14 protein-coding genes and 1 other RNA gene are annotated in these 14,843 nt (G+C 43.4%); 13 read left to right on the top strand and 2 right to left on the bottom strand.

The window, feature by feature from the left end; all coding sequences use genetic code 11:
* The coding region (locus B7708_RS10125) for an SIALI-17 repeat-containing surface protein (protein WP_158085973.1) at nucleotides 1–499 on the top strand (499 nt) is incomplete at its 5' end.
* A 174-nt stretch (nucleotides 500–673) separates the two neighbouring features.
* On the opposite strand, the gene pbp1a is transcribed toward B7708_RS10125, so the two are convergent.
* Both pbp1a and recU read right to left on the bottom strand, forming a co-directional pair.
* Entirely contained in the window at nucleotides 674–2,821 is a 2,148-nt protein-coding gene (gene pbp1a, locus B7708_RS04745) for a penicillin-binding protein PBP1A (RefSeq protein ID WP_084974124.1), read from the bottom strand.
* A complete protein-coding gene (gene recU, locus B7708_RS04750; RefSeq protein ID WP_000248771.1) occupies nucleotides 2,818–3,414 on the bottom strand; it encodes a Holliday junction resolvase RecU in 597 nt (198 codons plus the stop codon). The genes pbp1a and recU overlap by 4 nt, the downstream gene beginning before the upstream one ends.
* A 66-nt stretch (nucleotides 3,415–3,480) precedes the next feature.
* Between recU and B7708_RS04755 the strand changes: the two genes are divergently transcribed.
* The 12 genes from B7708_RS04755 (at nucleotide 3,481) to fni (ending at nucleotide 14,708) form a co-directional block, all read left to right on the top strand.
* Nucleotides 3,481–4,008 (top strand): SLOG family protein, encoded by a 528-nt coding sequence (locus B7708_RS04755; protein ID WP_084974126.1) that lies wholly within the window; start codon nucleotides 3,481–3,483, stop codon nucleotides 4,006–4,008.
* A 69-nt stretch (nucleotides 4,009–4,077) separates the two neighbouring features.
* Nucleotides 4,078–4,407 (top strand): cell division regulator GpsB, encoded by a 330-nt coding sequence (gene gpsB / locus B7708_RS04760; protein ID WP_000146526.1) that lies wholly within the window; start codon nucleotides 4,078–4,080, stop codon nucleotides 4,405–4,407.
* Between the two features lie 20 nt (nucleotides 4,408–4,427).
* Nucleotides 4,428–4,809: RNase P RNA component class B (rnpB, locus tag B7708_RS04765), an RNA gene on the top strand.
* An 84-nt stretch (nucleotides 4,810–4,893) separates the two neighbouring features.
* Nucleotides 4,894–6,051 carry a THUMP domain-containing class I SAM-dependent RNA methyltransferase gene (locus tag B7708_RS04770; protein ID WP_084974127.1) on the top strand — a complete coding sequence of 386 codons (1,158 nt, stop codon included), beginning with the start codon at nucleotides 4,894–4,896 and terminating at the stop codon, nucleotides 6,049–6,051.
* Between the two features lie 12 nt (nucleotides 6,052–6,063).
* The gene (gene mapZ / locus B7708_RS04775) at nucleotides 6,064–7,515 is read left to right on the top strand and encodes a cell division site-positioning protein MapZ (RefSeq protein ID WP_084974129.1); all 1,452 of its coding nucleotides are present in this window, start codon (nucleotides 6,064–6,066) and stop codon (nucleotides 7,513–7,515) included.
* Between the two features lie 75 nt (nucleotides 7,516–7,590).
* A complete protein-coding gene (gene gndA, locus B7708_RS04780) occupies nucleotides 7,591–9,015 on the top strand; it encodes an NADP-dependent phosphogluconate dehydrogenase (protein WP_084974131.1) in 1,425 nt (474 codons plus the stop codon).
* Nucleotides 9,016–9,026: 11 nt separating this feature from the next.
* On the top strand, nucleotides 9,027–9,716 hold the full coding sequence (locus B7708_RS04785) for a response regulator transcription factor (protein WP_084974133.1): 690 nt from the start codon (nucleotides 9,027–9,029) through the stop codon (nucleotides 9,714–9,716).
* Between the two features lie 99 nt (nucleotides 9,717–9,815).
* Nucleotides 9,816–10,796, top strand: a complete 981-nt coding sequence (locus tag B7708_RS04790) for an N-acetylmuramoyl-L-alanine amidase family protein (protein ID WP_084974135.1) — start codon at nucleotides 9,816–9,818, stop codon at nucleotides 10,794–10,796.
* 119 nt (nucleotides 10,797–10,915) lie between these two features.
* Nucleotides 10,916–11,794: a mevalonate kinase gene (gene mvk / locus B7708_RS04795; protein ID WP_084974137.1), complete on the top strand. Its 879-nt coding sequence runs from the start codon at nucleotides 10,916–10,918 to the stop codon at nucleotides 11,792–11,794.
* A complete protein-coding gene (mvaD, locus tag B7708_RS04800) occupies nucleotides 11,776–12,729 on the top strand; it encodes a diphosphomevalonate decarboxylase (RefSeq protein ID WP_084974139.1) in 954 nt (317 codons plus the stop codon). Before mvk ends, mvaD begins: the two co-directional genes overlap by 19 nt.
* Nucleotides 12,716–13,723 carry a phosphomevalonate kinase gene (locus B7708_RS04805; RefSeq protein ID WP_084974141.1) on the top strand — a complete coding sequence of 336 codons (1,008 nt, stop codon included), beginning with the start codon at nucleotides 12,716–12,718 and terminating at the stop codon, nucleotides 13,721–13,723. The genes mvaD and B7708_RS04805 overlap by 14 nt, the downstream gene beginning before the upstream one ends.
* Entirely contained in the window at nucleotides 13,707–14,708 is a 1,002-nt protein-coding gene (gene fni, locus B7708_RS04810; RefSeq protein ID WP_084974143.1) for a type 2 isopentenyl-diphosphate Delta-isomerase, read from the top strand. Before B7708_RS04805 ends, fni begins: the two co-directional genes overlap by 17 nt.
* The last annotated feature ends 135 nt before the right edge of the window (nucleotides 14,709–14,843 follow it).

A 14,843-nucleotide genomic window follows, 5' to 3' on the forward strand; every position in this document is an offset into this window, starting at 1 on the left:
AGGTGGTGTGAACGCGGTAGAAGCAGCAGTACATGAAGTACCAGAGTACACAGGTCCACTTGGTACAGCAGGAGATCAACCAGCACCGACGGTCGAGAAACTGGACTTTACAGGTGGTGTGAACGCGGTAGAAGCAGCAGTACATGAAGTACCAGAGTACACAGGTCCACTTGGTACAGCAGGAGACCAACCAGCACCGACAGTTGAGAAACTAGAGTTTACAGGTGGTGTGAACGCGGTAGAAGCAGCAGTACATGAAGTACCAGAGTACACAGGTCCACTTGGTACAGCAGGAGATCAACCAGCACCGACAGTTGAAAAACCAGAGTACAAATTGAACTTAAGTTCACTCGCTGATACTAAGACTCCAGAAGTTAAACATGATGATCAGAAGGAGCTTCCGGCAACAGGTGAAAGCAAATCTGATACAGCTCTCTTCCTTGCAGGCGTTAGCCTAGCTCTATCCGCTATCTTTATCGCGAAAGGGAAAAAGGAATAGCATCTGATTATCTTTGTTTTTGACAAATTTTAGCATCAAGAGAAAGTGAAAAAGACAGCACCATAACCTCTACAATAGTTAGAGAAACTATCAAAAGAGTTATGGTGCTTTTGGGATAAACTATTGAGCTATAAAGAATAAAAATCCTGAGAAGTAAAATTCTCAGGATTTTGCTTATTGTTGCGGTTGACTCGGTTGGTTTTGCTCAGCAGGTGTAGTTCCTGATTGTTGAGGAATCGTCTGCGTTTGACTTGTGCTTGGAGAAGTTGCGCTTGACTGAGAAGTCGAACTCTCAGATGTTGAGCTAGAACTTTCAGATGTCGAACTTTGTTGTGTAGATGATGAAGGGGTCCACGTATTGCGTGCTCCATTCTTAAAGACAAATTCTCCGCTTCTGTAAAGGCCTTCAGGCATGCTCCAATCCCCTGGATGGTCATCTGTTGAGAGGTAGGTCATCATCGAACGGTAGACCTTAGCAGCAACGTAGAAGCCATCACCAACGATAGGAGTAAGTCGGTTAGAGTAACCGGTCCAGACAGCCATTGAATATTTACGAGTATAGCCGACAAACATTTCGTCTGGAGCTACATAACCAGAGTTCTTAATGTATTTCTCAATTTCATCATCTGTATAGTTTGATGTACCAGTCTTACCAGCTTGTGGTAGCCATGAAAGGTAGGCTCCACGTCCTGTCCCGTAGGTTAGGACAGTTTTCATCATCTCTGTCATCATATAGGCGGTTGTTTCTTTCATAGCGCGTGTTCCTGAATCAGAAAACTCTTTTGAACTACCATCACTAAAGATGATTTTGTTGATGTACATTGGCTTATGGTAAATACCGCCATTGGCAAAGGCAGCATAGGCTGCGGCCATTTTTTCACTGCTTGCCCCATACTTTTTGTTAGATTCGGTTGTGTTACTTGAAATCGCGTTGGCATAGTGCATATCTGGGTAGTCAATACCGAGTCCATTTAGGAAGGTCTTGGCTCTATCCAAACCGACTTTATTCAAGGTTTCTACAGCTGTAACGTTCCGTGATTGTTGAAGAGCATACTGCAACGTGATGTTTCCAAAGTAACTCTTATCCCAGTTGTAGACAGGTGTGTTGGTGCCAGGATAGTTATAAGGTACGTCATGAACGATAGCAGCAGTTGAGTCGTAGATGTCATACTCCAAGGCTGGCGCATAATCTGTGATGGGTTTCATGGTTGAACCCCAGTCACGGTTGGTTTCGACAGCTTGGTTCATACCGAAGGAAACATTGCTAGATTGATGGCGTGCACCTAGCTGGGCAATCACCTTTCCGTTTGTGACATCAACGATGGTAGAAGCTACTTGCAACTCATCATCTGGATAATTAACGTATTCGTCGGTATTGTAGATATCCCAGAGACGTTGTTGAACGGCTGGATCAACATTGGTATAAACTTCCATTCCTGTTGTCAAAAGGTTGTAACCAGTTTCCTGTTCGACTTGGTCGATTACTTCTTTGAGATAATTATCCATATAGGCTGGATAGTTGTTTCCAGAACGGAGGCTCTGCAGTCCATCTGTAATGGGAGTGTTAATGGCTTTTTCGTATTGTTCAGCAGAAATGTAGCCTTGACTTTTCATTTCCGAGAGGACAAGGTCACGGCGTTCTTGTGCCGCTTCTGGATGAGAATAGGGATCATATTGATTTGGAGCCTGAGGCATTCCAGCTAGGAGAGCCAATTGAGGTAGACTTAAATCTTTGAGGTCTTTACCATAGTAGTTTTGGGCTGCCGTTTGCATCCCGTAATTTCCGTTGGACATATAGACCTTGTTGATGTAGTAAGTTAGGATCTCTTGTTTGGTTGCTTTTTGTTCTAGCTGAACGGCTAGCCAAGCTTCCTGTGCCTTACGTGAAAGTGTTTGATCAGATGTTGATGTTGAGAAATAGGTTAGTTTAATCAACTGCTGTGTCAAGGTAGAACCACCTTGAAGACCACCCCCACCACGGAGGTTTCGTAAGGAAGCGCCTAGGATACGAATTGTATCTACTCCTCGGTGACTGAAGAAACGATGATCTTCAATAGAGACAATTGCATTGACCAGCTCCGTAGGGATTTCATTAGCCTGTGCATTGACACGGCGCTCAGAACCCAGATCAGCGATAAGTTCATTTTTGCTGTCATAGATCTTACTAGACGTTGTAGCGACTAGTTTGCTTTCGGATAGAGCCGGAGCCTTGCTTACATAGTAGAGAAAAAGGCCTCCACCTACCATAATAGCTGCGATAAATACAGTCAAGAGGCAGATACTGACATACTTAACTATTCGCAGGAAAGTTTGTTTGTTCATCTTATTTTACCACCTAGTAAATGTTCTTTGATAACTTCGAGATAGGGAATCTGTGGAAAGGCACCAGGCTCAATCCTATATCCATTTTCTCGAATATATCCAAGTGGCATTGACTTTTGTCCCATATCTTGATGATAGAAACGAATCAAATCAATGGCCGGCAATAAGTAGGTTTCTTGCTGAGAAGAAAAGTGAAGGAGGACAAAGCAGATTCCTTGCTGGGCAAGAACTTGTTCCATATGCTGGATCTGATGGAGATGAAAATTCTTCATCGGAATCGCATGTTTTTGCCTGGTTTCCTTGGCTTCAAAGTCGATGTAGTATCCATCATAAACCCCTGAATAGTCAGTCGTTGAGGCCTGTCTAAAGTAGGCTTCAACGATCTTGGCTCGACTTCGTTGGGGATAGTCGACACGTACGATTTGGATGGGAGTCGGTTTCTTGTGAATAACTGCTAACCCATGTGACAAATAGTAGTCGTTCGTAGCGTTGATCATCTTTTCAAAAGACATTCCCCGATTTGCGAAATTTTTAGTTTGTGACGGGGGCGCTTGTCTCTTCTGTGATGAAAGTTTATGTGGATAGTTGACCATAATTCTCCTTATTGGTACAATAACATCACTCTATTATATCATAAATTTACAAAGAAAGGGTTAAAAATGACAACAGCCTTGATTTTAGGCTATTCAGCCTTCGACCTTGGTCTCTTTAATGACAAGGATATTCGCGTTGATATTATCAAAACAGCCATTCGGAGAGATCTAGAACGTCTAGCAGAAGAAGGGGTGACCTGGCTTGTCTTTACAGGGACCTTGGGCTTTGAGTACTGGGTGCTTCAAGTGGCAAAAGACATGCAAGCAGACTATGGCTTTCAGTTGGCAACGATTTTTGCCTTTGAAACCCATGGTAGTAACTGGAATGAGGCCAATCAAATCAAACTTAGTGAGTTTAAGCAGGTTGACTTTGTCAAATACGCCTATCCACAATATGAGCACAAGGGACAATTACGCGATTATCAGAAATTTCTGCTAGAAAATACGGAAGGGTGCTATCTCTTTTATGACGAAGAAAATGAAACCAAGTTACAGTATTTTTACCAGATGATGAAAAATCAAGAAGGCTATGTTACAAAAAGATTAACATTTGAGGATCTGAACGAAATAGTGGAAAATTTTTCCGAAAAATGAGGCTTTGACCTTGATTTTTGTTTGTCTTTTTTTATATAATAAGAATAGCAATCAAGAATGGAGAGAGAAATGGCAAGTATTATTTTTTCAGCAAAAGATATTTTTGAACAAGAGTTTGGACGTGAAGTTCGCGGATATAGTAAGGCAGAGGTAGACGAGTTCCTAGATGATGTAATCAAGGATTATGAGACTTACGCAGCTTTGGTCAAATCTCTTCGTCAGGAGATTGCTGATTTGAAGGAGGAATTGTCTAACAAGCCACAGGCAAGTTCTACTCAACAAAGTTCTATTGAAGTAACAAGTTCTACTCCAATGACAAATTTTGATATTTTGAAACGATTGAATCGACTTGAAAAAGAAGTATTCGGTAAGCAAATCGTAGACAATTCTGAGTTATAATCAGGTGTCTATTAGATGCAATTTTTGGATAATCGCGTGAAGAGAATCCCTTTTCATGAGGAAAGTCCATGCTAGCACAGGCTGTGATGCCTGTAGTGTTTGTGCTAGGCGAAACCATAAGCCTAGGGACGAGAGATCGTTACGGCAGTCGAAATGGCTAAGTCTTCGGATAGGTCAGAGTAGGCTTGAAAGTGCCACAGTGACGGAGTCTCTCTGGAAACAGAGAGAGTGGAACGCGGTAAACCCCTCAAGCTAGCAACCCAAATTTTGGTCGGGGCATGGAGTGCGTGGAAACGAACGCAGCACTCTGACCGCTATCAGTTTAATGCAGACAGCGGTAGACAGATGATTATCGAAGGAAGTGGTCCTAGTCACTTCTGGAACAAAACATGGCTTATAGAAAATTGCATATAGGTTGGGGCTGAGAAATCTTTCTCAACCTCATTTTTTAAAGTGTACAAAAGAAAGGTCTTACAAGACTGTAAAATGAAAAAAGAATTTAATTTAATCGCAACTGCTGCAGCGGGGCTCGAGGCTGTCGTTGGACGTGAGGTGCGAGAGTTAGGCTATGATTGCCAGGTCGAAAACGGCCGTGTCCGTTTTCAAGGAGATGTGAAGGCAATTATTGAGACCAATCTTTGGCTTCGAGCAGCTGACCGCATCAAGATTGTAGTTGGAAGCTTTCCTGCAAAGACTTTTGAAGAGCTTTTCCAAGGAGTTTTTGCTCTGGATTGGGAAAACTATCTCCCGCTCGGGGCACGTTTCCCTATTTCCAAGGCTAAATGCGTTAAGTCTAAACTGCACAATGAACCTAGTGTTCAGGCTATTTCCAAGAAGGCGGTTGTGAAGAAACTGCAAAAGCACTATGCCCGTCCAGAAGGGGTTCCCTTGATGGAAACTGGTCCCGAGTTTAAGATAGAGGTGTCCATCCTTAAAGATATGGCGACTGTCATGATTGACACGACAGGTTCTAGCCTCTTTAAGCGTGGTTATCGTACGGAAAAGGGTGGAGCTCCTATCAAAGAAAACATGGCAGCAGCCATTTTACAACTCTCTAACTGGTATCCAGATAAGCCCTTGATCGATCCGACCTGTGGTTCAGGAACTTTCTGTATCGAGGCGGCTATGATTGCTAGAAAGATGGCCCCTGGGCTTCGCCGTTCCTTTGCTTTTGAAGAATGGAACTGGGTTAGCGATCGGTTAATTCAAGAAGTGCGTACCGAAGCTGCTAAGAAAATCGATCGTGAGATAGAATTGGATATTATGGGCTGTGATATTGATGCTCGGATGGTTGAGATTGCTAAGGCCAATGCTCAAGCAGCTGGTGTGGCTGGTGATATCACTTTTAAACAAATGCGGGTACAGGACTTGCGCTCAGACAAGATCAATGGCGTCATCATTTCCAATCCACCATATGGAGAGCGTTTATCTGATGATGCAGGAGTTACCAAGCTCTATGCTGAGATGGGACAGGTCTTTGCACTATTGAAAACCTGGAGCAAATTTATCCTGACGAGTGACGAAGCTTTTGAAAGTAAGTACGGAAGTCCAGCGGATAAAAAGCGCAAACTTTATAACGGAACCTTAAAAGTGGATTTGTATCAATACTTTGGTCAGCGTGTGAAGCGCCAAGAGGTAAAGTAGAAAGGAAGACAGATGAGTAAAAAAAGACACAATCGTCATAAAAAAGAGCATCAAGAGTCCAAATTTGATTTTGACGAGGCGAAAGATCTGACAGTTGGTCAAGTCATCCGTAAAAATGAAGAAGTTGAAGCTGGAGTATTGCCTGAGGACAATATCTTGGATAAATATATCAAACAGCACCGCGAGGAAATCGAAGCCGATAAGTTTGAAACACGTCAATTTAAAAAAGAAGAACTGCAGGAAGCTCAGGCTCAAGAAGAATTGACGACACAGGAAGTCTCAGAAATCACTGAAGAGTCGGCACCAATCATAGAGGAACCCGAAACAGTTTCAGAAGAAACGGTGTCAGACTCAGTGGAAACTACAAGCTCGGATGTGATTTTGCCTCCTTTGGGAGAAGAAAATCAAGACTTGGAACCGCTTGTGTTGGAAAAGCAAACGCCAGCAGAGGTTGCTGATGAGAAAGAAGAGGAAGAGACAGCTCTACTTTCACGCTCAGCTCAGGCAGAATCAGAAACAATTTCTAATTCTAAAAAGAAGCGCGTGTTTATTATCGGTTCAGCCTTGGCAGCAGCCCTTATCTTGGCAGGTAGTTACTATATCTATCGCCAAGTAACTCGCTCCAACCAAGCCATCCAGTCTTCTCAATCATCTTCTAGCAATCAAGAAACACAGGCGGCTCTACAAGAGTTTAATACCCTCTATGATGCCTTTTATACGGATGCTAATAAAACAGCCTTGAAAAATAGTCAGTTTGACAAGTTGAACCAACTCAAGGCTCAGCTAGATAAACTCGAAGGCAGTCGAGAGTATACCCTTGCAAAATCTAAGTATGATAGTTTAGAAACTCAAATCAAGGCTGTGCAAGAAGTGAATAATCAGTTTGAGACTCCAGCAATTACTGATGGTGTCTTGGATACCAATGCAAAGGTTAAAGCAGATGCTAAATTTACAGAGATTAAAACAGGGAATACAGAGCTAGATAAACTGTTAGATAAGGCCATTAGCCTTGGTAAGAGCCAGCAAACAAGCGCCTCTAGTTCAAGTTCAAGTAGCAGTAGTCAGGAAAGTTCAAGTACAACGACTGATAGCAGTACGAGCAGTTCGTCTGCTTCATCAAGTTCAGCACCTGCCAGCAGACCGGAAAGTGGAGGTTTGTCTAGCGATGGTGTCAATCTTCAAAGAAGTGCTAGTCGTGTACCGTACAACCAATCAGCTGTAGAGGATAGCAGCAACCCTGCCTGGAATTTTGCGGACGGTGTCCTTGAACAAATCCTAGCAACATCGCGTGCTCGTGGCTATATCACTGGCAATCAATATATCCTAGAACGGGTCAATATCGTAAACGGAAATGGTTATTACAACCTCTACAAACCAGATGGAACCTATCTCTTCACCCTCAACTGTAAGACTGGATACTTTGTCGGTAATGGAGCTGGTCACGCAGATGACTTGGACTACTAGGAGTCCGTTACAAAATTCTTTCCTTTCATAGGTAAAAATGATAAAATAAAACATATTAAACAAGAGGAGTGTCACATGACAAAAGCTAACTTTGGTGTCGTTGGTATGGCCGTAATGGGTCGTAACCTTGCCCTAAATATCGAATCTCGTGGCTATACAGTTGCCATTTACAACCGTAGTAAAGAAAAAACAGAAGACGTAATTGCTTGCCATCCTGAAAAGAACTTTGTACCTAGCTACGATGTAGAGTCTTTCGTTCAATCTATCGAAAAACCTCGTCGTATCATGCTCATGGTTCAAGCTGGACCTGGGACAGACGCAACTATCCAAGCTCTCCTTCCCCACCTTGACAAGGGTGATATCTTGATTGACGGAGGAAATACTTTCTACAAAGATACCATCCGTCGTAATGAAGAATTGGCAAACTCAGGCATCAACTTTATCGGTACAGGGGTTTCTGGTGGTGAAAAAGGTGCCCTTGAAGGTCCTTCTATCATGCCTGGTGGACAAAAAGAAGCCTACGAATTGGTTGCTGATGTTCTCGAAGAAATCTCAGCCAAAGCACCTGAAGATGGCAAACCATGTGTTACTTACATCGGTCCTGATGGAGCTGGTCACTATGTGAAAATGGTTCACAACGGTATCGAGTATGGGGACATGCAATTGATCGCAGAAAGCTATGACCTCATGCAACACTTGCTTGGCCTTTCTGCAGAAGACATGGCTGCAATCTTTACTGAGTGGAACAAGGGTGAATTGGACAGCTACTTGATCGAAATCACAGCTGATATCTTGAGCCGTAAAGACGATGAAGGCCAAGAGGGACCAATCGTAGACTATATCCTTGATGCTGCAGGCAACAAGGGAACTGGTAAATGGACTAGTCAATCATCACTTGACCTTGGTGTGCCATTGTCACTGATTACTGAGTCAGTATTTGCTCGCTACATCTCTACATACAAAGAAGAGCGTGTACATGCTAGCAAGGTCCTTCCAAAACCAGCTGCTTTCAAATTTGAAGGAGACAAGGCTGAGTTGATTGAAAAGATCCGTCAGGCCCTTTACTTCTCAAAAATTATCTCTTACGCACAAGGTTTCGCACAATTGCGTGTAGCTTCTAAAGAAAACAACTGGAACTTGCCATTTGCGGACATCGCATCTATCTGGCGTGATGGCTGTATCATCCGCTCACGTTTCTTGCAAAAGATCACAGATGCTTACAACCGTGACGCTGATCTTGCTAACCTTCTCTTGGATGAGTACTTCTTGGATGTTACTGCTAAATACCAACAAGCAGTGCGTGATATCGTAGCTCTTGCGGTTCAAGCTGGTGTACCAGTACCAACTTTCTCAGCAGCTATTACTTACTTTGATAGCTACCGTTCAGCAGACCTTCCAGCTAACTTGATCCAAGCGCAACGTGACTACTTTGGTGCTCACACTTACCAACGTAAAGACAAAGAAGGAACCTTCCACTACTCTTGGTATGACGAAAAATAAGTAGGTCTGCCATGGGGAAACGGATTTTATTACTTGAGAAAGAACGAAATCTCGCTCATTTTCTCAGTCTGGAACTCCAAAAAGAGCAATACCGTGTTGATCTGGTAGATGAAGGACAAAAAGCCCTCTCCATGGCTCTCCAGACGGATTATGACTTGATTTTACTGAATGCTCGTCTGGGGGATATGACAGCCCAGGATTTTGCAGAGAGGCTGAGTCGGACAAAACCAGCCTCAGTAATCATGGTCTTGGACCATCGCGAAGAATTGCAAGACCAGATTGAGACAATCCAGCGCTTCGCCGTTTCTTACATCTATAAGCCAGTGATTATTGATAATCTAGTAGCTCGTATTTCAGCGATTTTCCGAGGTCGGGACTTTATCGACCAACACTGTAGTCAGATGAAGGTCCCAACGTCTTACCGCAACCTACGTATGGATGTAGAACATCATACCGTTTATCGTGGCGAGGAGATGATTGCTCTGACGCGCCGTGAGTATGACCTTTTGGCTACTCTCATGGGAAGCAAGAAAGTCTTGACTCGTGAGCAGTTGTTGGAAAGTGTTTGGAAGTACGAAAGTGCGACAGAGACCAATATCGTGGATGTTTATATCCGTTATCTACGTAGCAAGCTTGACGTAAAAGGTCAAAAAAGCTACATTAAAACCGTGCGTGGTGTTGGTTACACCATGCAAGAATAGAAAAGCAGTTGCAGTTGTGTAACTGCTTTTTTTGAGAAGTTTCTATATATTGACATACAGTAAAGCCTTTGCTACAATCAGTTATGGAGGAAAGATCTAATGAAAAAATTTAAAATAATGATGCAAGTTGGACTAGCAGTGTTTTTCTTCGGCTTGCTAGCGACAAATACAGTATTGGCGGATACCGCAGGTGGACAGTTTGTTGATAAGGGCAATAGAAAATACTATATAAAAGATGACCATAAAGCGATCTATTGGCATAAAATAGATGGTAAAATGTACTATTTTGATGATGATGGAGAAATGGTAGTCGGCTGGCAATACTTAGAAATTTCTGGGACGGGTTATCGTGATGATTTATTTGATAATCGTCCAGTTTTCGAAATTGGCCTTCAATATAAATGGTACTACTTTGATCAAGATGGGGTACTACAAGAATTTGTTGGCTGGAAACAATTAGAGGTTAAGGATTCATTAACTGTTGGTAAAAAACATGGTGAAGGCTTTGAAGGCCCAGAAGTTCTTAAATTAGCAAATTATTACTTTAATGAAGATCATTCTTTAAAGACAGGTTGGCTCTACGATCAATCTAACTGGTATTACCTAGCAAAAACAGGTCATTTAGGAAAAGACTACCTTGGTGGTGAAAGACGTGCGGGTTGGATAAACGATGATTCGACTTGGTACTACCTAGATCCAACAACTGGTATTATGCAAACTGGTTGGCAATATCTAGGTAATAAGTGGTACTACCTCCGCTCATCGGGAGCTATGGCAACTAGTTGGATTAAAGATGGTTCGACTTGGTATTATCTATATGCTAAAAATGGAGATATGAAGACAGGCTGGGCTTATGTCGGTAACAAGTGGTACTATCTCCGTTCATCAGGAGCTATGGCAACTGGTTGGATTAAGGATGGTTCGACTTGGTATTACCTACATGCAAATAATGGTGACATGAAGACAGGTTGGTTCCAGGTCAATGGCAAATGGTACTATGCTTATAGTTCAGGTGCTTTAGCAGTTAGTACAAGAGTGGATGGCTACTACGTCAACTATAATGGCGAATGGGTCCAATAATGAAAGAGGCGATTGTGAAGGAAACAATCGCTTTTTTTGTGAAAATATAATAAAATAGATAGGAGAAAATACTACTGTATGAAAAGTAAGACGGTCTTTTCGTCTGGTTAAAGGAAAACATGACAAAAAAAGTGGGTGTCGGTCAGGCACATAGTAAGATTATTTTAATAGGGGAGCATGCGGTCGTATACGGCTATCCTGCTATTTCCTTGCCTCTTTTGGAGGTGGAGGTGACTTGTAAGGTAGTCCCTGCAGAGAGTCCTTGGCGTCTGTATGAAGAGGATACCTTGTCCATGGCGGTATATGCTTCGCTGGAGTATTTGGATATCAAAGAAGCCTGCATTCGCTGTGTGATTGACTCGGCTATCCCTGAAAAACGGGGAATGGGTTCGTCAGCAGCTATCAGCATAGCGGCCATTCGAGCTGTTTTTGACTACTATCAGGCCGACCTGCCTCATGATGTACTAGAAATCTTGGTCAATCGGGCTGAGATGATTGCTCATATGAATCCTAGTGGTTTGGATGCCAAAACTTGTCTCAGTGACCAGCCCATTCGCTTTATCAAGAATGTTGGTTTTACAGAGCTTGAGATGGACCTATCCGCCTATTTGGTGATTGCAGATACAGGCGTTTATGGTCATACACGCGAAGCCATCCAAGTGGTTCAAAGCAAGGGGAAGGATGCCTTACCGTTTTTGCATGCCTTGGGGGAATTTACCCAGCAGGCAGAAGAGGTGATCAGACAAAAAGATGCTGAAAAACTGGGACAAATCCTCAGTCAAGCGCATTTACATCTAAAAGAAATTGGTGTCAGTAGCCCTGAAGCAGATTCCCTTGTTGAAACGGCTCTTAACCATGGTGCTCTGGGTGCCAAGATGAGTGGTGGTGGGCTAGGAGGCTGTATTATCGCCTTGGTAGCCAATCTAGATCAAGCACAAGAACTAGCAAAACGATTAGAAGAGAAAGGAGCTGTTCAGACATGGATCGAAAGCCTGTAACAGTACGTTCCTACGCAAATATTGCCATTATCAAATATTGGGGAAAGAAAAAAGAAAAAGAGATGGTGCCTGCTACTAGCAGCATCTCTCTGACTTTGGAAAACATGTATACAGAGACGACCTTGTCGCCTCTGCCAGCCCATGCGACTGCTGATGCCTTTTATATAAATGGTCAGCTACAAAATGAGGCGGAGCATGCCAAGATGACTAAGATTATTGACCGCTACCGTCCAGATGGTGAGGGCTTTGTTCGTATTGACACTGAAAACAATATGCCTACCGCAGCTGGTTTATCCTCAAGTTCCAGTGGTTTATCCGCCTTGGTCAAGGCTTGCAATGCTTATTTCCAGCTTGGCTTGAATCGGAGCCAGTTGGCGCAGGAGGCTAAGTTTGCCTCAGGTTCTTCCTCCCGCAGTTTTTATGGACCACTGGGTGCCTGGGATAAGGATAGCGGGGAAATTTACCCTGTAGAAACAGACTTGAAACTAGCTATGATTATGTTGGTGTTAGAGGACAAGAAAAAACCAATTTCTAGCCGTGATGGGATGAAACTTTGTGTGGAAACCTCGACGACCTTTGATGACTGGGTACGCCAGTCTGAAAAGGACTATCAGGAGATGCTGGTTTATCTCAAAGAGAATGACTTTGCCAAGGTTGGGGAATTAACGGAGAAAAACGCCCTTGCTATGCACGCTACGACCAAAACAGCATCGCCAGCCTTTTCATATCTGACGGAAGCGACTTATGAAGCGATGGACTTTGTCCGCCAACTTCGCGAGCAAGGAGAATCCTGCTACTTTACCATGGATGCTGGTCCTAATGTCAAGGTCCTCTGTCAAGAGGAAAACTTGGAGCATTTATCAGAAATCTTTGGTCAACGTTACCGCTTAATTGTGTCAAAAACAAAGGATTTGAGCCAAGATGATTGCTGTTAAAACTTGCGGGAAACTCTATTTGGCAGGTGAGTATGCTATTTTAGAGCCAGGACAGTTAGCCTTGATAAAGGCCATCCCCATCTATATGAAGGCTGAGATTGCTTTTTCTGAGACCTACCGTATCTATTCAGATCTGTTTGATTTCGCAGTGGACTTGACGCCAAATCCTGACTACAGCTTGATTCAAGAAACGATTATTTTAGTGGGAGATTTCCTTGCTGTTCGCGGTCAGACTTTGCGACCTTTTTTCTTGGAAATCCGTGGAAAAATGGAACGCGAAGGGAAAAAGTTTGGTCTGGGTTCTAGTGGTAGTGTTGTTGTCTTGGTTATCAAGGCCCTGCTGGCTCTATATGATATTACGGTTGATCAGGAACTCTTGTTCAAGCTGGCTAGCGCGATCTTGCTCAAGCGAGGAGACAATGGCTCTATGGGAGACCTTGCCTGTATCGTTGCAGAGGATTTGGTTCTCTACCAGTCATTTGATCGCCAAAAGGTGGCTGCTTGGTTGGAAGAAGAAAGCTTGGCGACAGTTTTGGAGCGTGACTGGGGTTTTTCTATCTCACAAGTGCAGCCGGGCCTAGAATGTGATTTCCTAGTGGGATGGACCAAGCAAGTGGCCGTATCGAGTCAAATGGTCAAGCAAATCAAGCAAAACATAGGCCAGAATTTTTTAACTTCCTCAAAAGCAACGGTGTCTGCTTTGGTAGAAGCCTTGGAGCAGGGGAAAGCAGAAAAAATCATCGAGCAGGTGGAAACAGCCAGTCAGCTTTTAGAAGGTTTGAGCGCAGATATTTACACGCCTTCGCTCAGAGAGTTAAAAATGGCCAGCCGAGGTTTGCAGGCCGTTGCCAAGAGCAGCGGTGCTGGTGGTGGTGACTGTGGGATTGCCTTGAGTTTTGATGCGCAATCCACTGAAACCTTAAAAAATCGTTGGGCCAATCTGGGGATTGAGCTCTTATACCAAGAAAGGATTGGACATGACGACAAATCGTAAGGACGAGCATATCCGCTATGCCCTTGAACAGAAAAGTTCTTATAATAGCTTTGATGAGGTGGAGTTGATTCATTCTTCCTTGCCCCTTTATGACCTAGATGAAATCGATCTTTCGACAGAATTTGCAGGTCGAAAGTGGGACTTTCCTTTTTATATCAATGCCATGACAGGTGGGAGCGAAAAAGGTAAAGAAATCAATCAAAAATTAGCTCAGGTTGCAGAAGCCTGTGGGATTTTATTTGTGACAGGTTCTTATAGTGCAGCCCTCAAGGATCCTACAGACGACACTTTTTCTGTCAAATCTAGCCATCCAAAGCTCCTCCTTGGAACCAATATTGGCTTGGACAAGCCTATCGAGTTGGGACTTCGGGCTGTAGAAGAGATGAATCCTCTCCTCCTGCAAGTGCATGTTAATGTCATGCAGGAATTGCTCATGCCTGAGGGAGAAAGGAAGTTCAGAAGCTGGCAATCGCATCTAGCAGATTATAGCAATCGGATCCCTGTTCCTATTATTCTAAAGGAAGTGGGCTTTGGGATGGATGTAAAGACCATCGAAAGAGCCTATGAACTGGGTGTTCGAACCTTTGACCTGTCAGGTCGTGGTGGCACCAGTTTTGCCTATATCGAAAACCGTCGCAGTGGTCAACGTGATTACCTTAATCAATGGGGCCAGTCTACTATGCAAGCCCTTCTCAATGCCCAAGGCTGGAAAGACAAGGTCGAACTCTTGGTCAGTGGAGGTGTTCGGAATCCGCTAGATATGATTAAGTGCTTGGTATTTGGTGCCAAGGCTGTAGGACTGTCACGTACCGTTCTGGAATTGGTTGAAAGCTATACCGTCGAAGAAGTGATTGGTATTGTTCAAGGCTGGAAAGAAGATCTGCGTTTGATTATGTGTGCCCTTAATTGTGCCACCATAGCGGATCTGCAAAACGTAGACTATATTCTTTATGGTAAACTAAAAGAAGCTAGAGATCAGATGTAGAGAGGTCGGGACAAGAATCCCGCCCTTTTTTATATCTCTTTGTCAACCGTAATGGGTTGCTGGAACTTAGCTTGTACGAGCGCTTTCTGTCCTATCTCCTTTTTCCATCCTCAGACCGAGGTGACTTTTTTGAAT

This window comes from Streptococcus oralis subsp. dentisani (genome assembly GCF_002096615.1).
GTDB classification, from domain to species: Bacteria; Bacillota; Bacilli; order Lactobacillales; family Streptococcaceae; genus Streptococcus; species Streptococcus oralis_U.

Excerpts from the sequence above, each read along its gene's own strand:
- B7708_RS04770 (WP_084974127.1), top strand. The coding sequence starts at position 4,894 with ATGAAAAAAGAATTTAATTTAATCGCAACTGCTGCAGCGGGGCTCGAG.
- B7708_RS04755 (WP_084974126.1), top strand. The coding sequence starts at position 3,481 with ATGACAACAGCCTTGATTTTAGGCTATTCAGCCTTCGACCTTGGTCTC.
- B7708_RS04785 (WP_084974133.1), top strand. The coding sequence starts at position 9,027 with ATGGGGAAACGGATTTTATTACTTGAGAAAGAACGAAATCTCGCTCAT.
- mapZ (WP_084974129.1), top strand. The coding sequence starts at position 6,064 with ATGAGTAAAAAAAGACACAATCGTCATAAAAAAGAGCATCAAGAGTCC.
- recU (WP_000248771.1), bottom strand. The coding sequence starts at position 3,414 with ATGGTCAACTATCCACATAAACTTTCATCACAGAAGAGACAAGCGCCC.
- gndA (WP_084974131.1), top strand. The coding sequence starts at position 7,591 with ATGACAAAAGCTAACTTTGGTGTCGTTGGTATGGCCGTAATGGGTCGT.
- B7708_RS04805 (WP_084974141.1), top strand. The coding sequence starts at position 12,716 with ATGATTGCTGTTAAAACTTGCGGGAAACTCTATTTGGCAGGTGAGTAT.
- B7708_RS04790 (WP_084974135.1), top strand. The coding sequence starts at position 9,816 with ATGAAAAAATTTAAAATAATGATGCAAGTTGGACTAGCAGTGTTTTTC.
- gpsB (WP_000146526.1), top strand. The coding sequence starts at position 4,078 with ATGGCAAGTATTATTTTTTCAGCAAAAGATATTTTTGAACAAGAGTTT.
- mvaD (WP_084974139.1), top strand. The coding sequence starts at position 11,776 with ATGGATCGAAAGCCTGTAACAGTACGTTCCTACGCAAATATTGCCATT.
- mvk (WP_084974137.1), top strand. The coding sequence starts at position 10,916 with ATGACAAAAAAAGTGGGTGTCGGTCAGGCACATAGTAAGATTATTTTA.
- pbp1a (WP_084974124.1), bottom strand. The coding sequence starts at position 2,821 with ATGAACAAACAAACTTTCCTGCGAATAGTTAAGTATGTCAGTATCTGC.
- fni (WP_084974143.1), top strand. The coding sequence starts at position 13,707 with ATGACGACAAATCGTAAGGACGAGCATATCCGCTATGCCCTTGAACAG.